Origin of the sequence: Thiolapillus sp. (assembly GCF_048562965.1) — a bacterium.
In the GTDB taxonomy this organism is placed as follows: domain Bacteria; phylum Pseudomonadota; class Gammaproteobacteria; order Chromatiales; family Chromatiaceae; genus Thiolapillus; species Thiolapillus brandeum_A.
This window is the reverse complement of the sequence record NZ_JBHNMF010000319.1, coordinates 1-3,854: the sequence shown is the minus strand read 5'-3', so window position 1 is coordinate 3,854 and position 3,854 is coordinate 1. Positions and strand designations below refer to the sequence as shown.

The window sequence follows — 3,854 nt, the reverse complement described above, 5'->3', positions numbered from 1 at the left end:
CCAGACAATTGGCTCCCGCTCAATCCGGGTGACCTGCTCGGAAGAGCCGGATGCGGGAAATCCGCACGTCCGGTTCTGTGAGGGTGAAAGCCAGCAATGGCCGATCTACTCGACTAGGAGATGGGGTGGTATTTACGCCGGAAACCACCGCGTTCTCTTCCGGTGACAGATTTTCATCAGCGGGAACAGAGGCATTGGCCTGAACTTGTCCTTCGACACCGATTCCTGCCGCATCCGCGATGCTGAAGGACAGGCCGGCCAGCAAGATGGCAGAGGTAAACAAAGGTTTGGATTGGCAGTATTGTTTGATCATAATCAGACTCCTTTAGAGTGTTTATAGGCAGTATTCAACAGCTTAGTCGAAAAAGGGTTTTTCAGCATCCTGCTAAGTGATTGGCTCTCCCCGTGTTTTTGCTCTTCTTGACAACCAGACAGCCAGCCCCTGGCTGTTGAGCCGGATGTCGTCTTCCAGCAGACCCCGGGCAAACTTTTCGTCCACCCCGGGGTTGTGTGTTTTCAGGCGTGCCAGGGCCTTTTCCATAATCGCCGCGGTGAGGCGTTCTTCCCGGCCTGTTGTATTGCCCCGGCTTTCTTCCTGCAGTGCGATCTCTGCGTGATCCCGGATGGACTGGCGCAATTGCTCCTGCCATTTCATGGGATCATCGAGCGGGCCGAAGTGCGTGAGGCAGGCGCGCCGCGGCTCCAGAGCTATCATCCTGTCCAGGGACTGCATCCACAGATCCGGATCGAAAGCCACGGGCGTGGTGGTGGCCATGAGCCAGGGAGTACCTTCGTGGTCCAGTTCCCTGTAGCGCAGGCCGAATGTGTCGCCGGTGTACAGGTTGGATTTGGGTTCATAAAAGAAACAGCCATGATGGTTGGCGTGACCGGGAGTATCGATGAACAGCAACCGGTGGCGACCCAGCGTCAGACGGTCCCCGTCGTTGAGTGCCATGCAGCGTTCCTGGGGTGCAGGTACCAGTTCGCCGAAGGACCGGGCGAAAAAGTCTTCGCCGTAGACCGCCTGCGCCCCTTTCTGCAGACGTTGGGGATCGATCAGGTGGGGCAAACCGCGATGATGGGTTGCCAGGGTGGCATTGTCACAGTGGGTGAGCAGGGCACCTGCTCCTCCGGCGTGATCGAGATGCACATGTGTAGGCAATATCCAGCGGACCTGTGTGGGGGTGAAGCCCAGTTCCTGAAGCGTTCCCAGCAGCGCGGGAATATTGTTGCTGGTGCCGGTGTCGATGAGCGCCAGTTCCCCGGCATCATGCAGCAGGTAGCAGGCGGTGTGGCCCGGTCGGTTCAGCCCGGTATCGATACGCCAGCAATCGGTTCCGGAAGTCTGATACTTTAGCCTGCTTGCGGTCATCGCTGATTTCCCCGTATGTTGCTTGCCCTGGCTGAATGCCTTAGAGTTTGTCGCTGAACTGGCAGTGCCATACGTCTTCAAAGACAAGGTCAGACTGCCAAGCATAAACCAAAAAGGGAGCAAACATGAAGATCGGTAAAATTCCTGTACTCGGAGCATCTGTTGCTCTGGCAATGAATCTGGGGGTCGCTCAGGCCCTGGAATTCACTGATACCGTATTTTTCGGTGACAGCCTGACCGACAGCGGCGCTTTCAAGGGGAATCCGGATGCGCGTGGAGATGGAAAATTCACTACCAGCCCTGCAAAGGTCTGGGCGGAACATCTGGCGGATTTCTTTTCCACTGAAGCGCTGGCAAACAATCCGGACAACCCGGGGAACACCGATGCCGGGGGTACCAACTATTCCCAGGGTGGTGCCTAGATCACAAATCCACAGGGTATCGGGCAGACACCCTCTCCCCAGAATGCCACTCCCATTCATGACCAGGTCAGTTACTATCTGAACGGCCGGGACCGCGTGAGCCGTAACGCGCTGTTTAGCCTTTGGGGTGGCGCGAATGATACTTTCTATAATATGGGCCTGGTGGGGGCGGGCTTGCCGCCCACTGATGCGGTCCTCAACATGGCAGTGAGTGCGCAACAGCTGGTTGGGGAAGCTGAACGACTCGCCGGTGCAGGTGCACGCTATATCCTCATTCCCAACCTGCCTGATATTGGCGCTACGCCGGCAATGCTGCTGGATGCTGTTCAGCGCGCCGGTGCGGGCAATCCAGCCGTGGGTGATGCCCTGGTGGCCGCAGCCACCGTGCTTGCCATGGGCGGAGCGGATACGGCCACGGTGCAGGCCAGGGCCCTGGCGGCGGCTGAAGTTGCCCTGGGCGTCCCTGCCGGCAGCCTGACGCCCTATTTTCAGCAGAACGTCGCATTGGGCACCGGGCTGTCTCAAGCTTTCAATGGCGTTCTCCTGGCCGCTGGCAATGCCAGCAAGGCCAATATCATTGCACTGGATATTTACACGCTTTTTGGTGAAGCAATGTCGGATCCGGGCTCTTTCGGTCTTGTCAACGTGACAGGTACAGCCTGCACTACGCCACTGAGCCTGCAATGCACCGGTGACACCCTGGTCGATCCCCGGGCGCCGGGCCTGTTCCTGTATGCCGACCCGGTTCATCCCACGGCTATCACCCATCGTATTCTTGCCGACTACGCCATTTCTGTGGTGACGGCACCGGCCCTGATTGCCAACCTTCCCGAGGTGGTTCTGGGGCAGGTGCGTGCAAACCAGCAGTCGTTGTAGACCCAGATGGACATGGGGTTTGGTACCGGCTGGTCCTTCTTTGCCAATGGTGGCATGGGCGGTCAGGATCTGGAGACCGGACAGGCCTGGAAGGCCAGTACGGATGATGCAGGTTTCCTGATCGGCACCGCATGGAGAATGGACCGGAACTGGGTTTTCGGCGGTGCGCTGGAAGCGGCCTACAGCCAGGCGGATTTCGCGCGCAATCTGGGCAGCTTTGATGCCAACAGTGCACTGCTTTCCGCCTTTGTGGATTATCGCCACGACAGCTATTTTGCCAGCGCCATATTCAGCGTGGGGCTGAATTCGAGCCTTGACGACGTCGAACGGGTTGTTGCTCTGGGCAATGCCGTCCGGGTGGAACGGGGCAGCACCAATTCAGATGTCTATGCGCTCAAGGCGCTGGCCGGGGCTTCGCTCATCAGCCATGGTGATTTCCAAGCCGGGCCTTTCGTCAGCATCAACTACCAGTCGGTGGATGTCGATGGCTATCGTGAAAAAGGCCAGCGTTCCACCGCCATGAATTTTGCTTCCCAGGATCGTGATTCACTGCTGCTCGAAGCCGGTTTGTTTGCGGATTATCGGCTGGGCTCCGGTAATCTGCACGGTGCTGTTTCCTATGAAGGAGAGCTGAAAGACGATGGACGCAGTGTAGCTGCCGGACTGAACAGCCTGCCGGGCAGCAGTTTCAAACTCTACGATATAGAAGGCTCCAGCTATTTCTGGACGCTCAACCTGGGTTACAGCGCCAGCGTATCAGAGTCCGTGAGCCTGGGAATCAACTATGCCTTGTGGGAAGGGGAAGGCGACAGCCGCGACCAGGCTGTGAATGTCGGTATCAACGTCGATTTCTAATTGCGTTGGCAGAGACAGGTTCACCGCGGCCCGGTACTGAGCCGGGTTAATATCAGGCGTCCTCGTCCTTGTTGTCGATGCCCAGTTTGCTCAGGCGGTATCGCAGTGAGCGAAAGCTGATGCCCAGCCTGCCAGCGGCGGAGGTCTTGTTCCAGCGTGATTCTTCCAGCGCCTGCAGCAGGATGTCCCGCTCGATTCTCGCCAGGTAGTCTTCCAGGTTTTCACCATCCAATCGGACTATGCTGTCGCTACACTTGCCTTTGGGTTCCTGCAGAGTGCCGAGATCTTCCAGGGTGATGATGCTGTTTTCACACAGGGCAAAAGCCCGC

Annotated in this window: 6 protein-coding genes; 3 read left to right on the top strand and 3 right to left on the bottom strand. The window is 57.8% G+C overall.

All coding sequences use genetic code 11. The features are described from left to right. Window positions 1–19: 19 nt before the first annotated feature. Entirely contained in the window at window positions 20–313 is a 294-nt protein-coding gene (locus ACOCD2_RS14030; RefSeq protein WP_293648151.1) for a hypothetical protein, read from the bottom strand. 72 nt (window positions 314–385) lie between these two features. Further along, entirely contained in the window at window positions 386–1,372 is a 987-nt protein-coding gene (locus tag ACOCD2_RS14025; protein ID WP_293680240.1) for an MBL fold metallo-hydrolase, read from the bottom strand. A 125-nt stretch (window positions 1,373–1,497) separates the two neighbouring features. Here ACOCD2_RS14025 and ACOCD2_RS14020 point away from each other — a divergent pair, with 125 nt between their 5' ends. The 3 genes from ACOCD2_RS14020 to ACOCD2_RS14010 all read left to right on the top strand — a co-directional run bounded on the left by ACOCD2_RS14020 (window position 1,498) and on the right by ACOCD2_RS14010 (window position 3,525). Beyond that, on the top strand, window positions 1,498–1,794 hold the full coding sequence (locus ACOCD2_RS14020; RefSeq protein WP_293648155.1) for a hypothetical protein: 297 nt from the start codon (window positions 1,498–1,500) through the stop codon (window positions 1,792–1,794). Window positions 1,795–1,890: 96 nt separating this feature from the next. After that, window positions 1,891–2,670, top strand: coding sequence for an SGNH/GDSL hydrolase family protein (locus tag ACOCD2_RS14015; RefSeq protein ID WP_323790860.1), 780 nt, complete (start codon window positions 1,891–1,893; stop codon window positions 2,668–2,670). A 6-nt stretch (window positions 2,671–2,676) separates the two neighbouring features. Continuing rightward, window positions 2,677–3,525 carry an autotransporter outer membrane beta-barrel domain-containing protein gene (locus tag ACOCD2_RS14010; protein WP_293652666.1) on the top strand — a complete coding sequence of 283 codons (849 nt, stop codon included), beginning with the start codon at window positions 2,677–2,679 and terminating at the stop codon, window positions 3,523–3,525. A gap of 52 nt (window positions 3,526–3,577) precedes the next feature. On the opposite strand, the gene ACOCD2_RS14005 is transcribed toward ACOCD2_RS14010, so the two are convergent. Next, window positions 3,578–3,854: helix-turn-helix domain-containing protein (locus tag ACOCD2_RS14005; RefSeq protein ID WP_293672817.1), on the bottom strand; the 277-nt coding region annotated here is incomplete at its 5' end.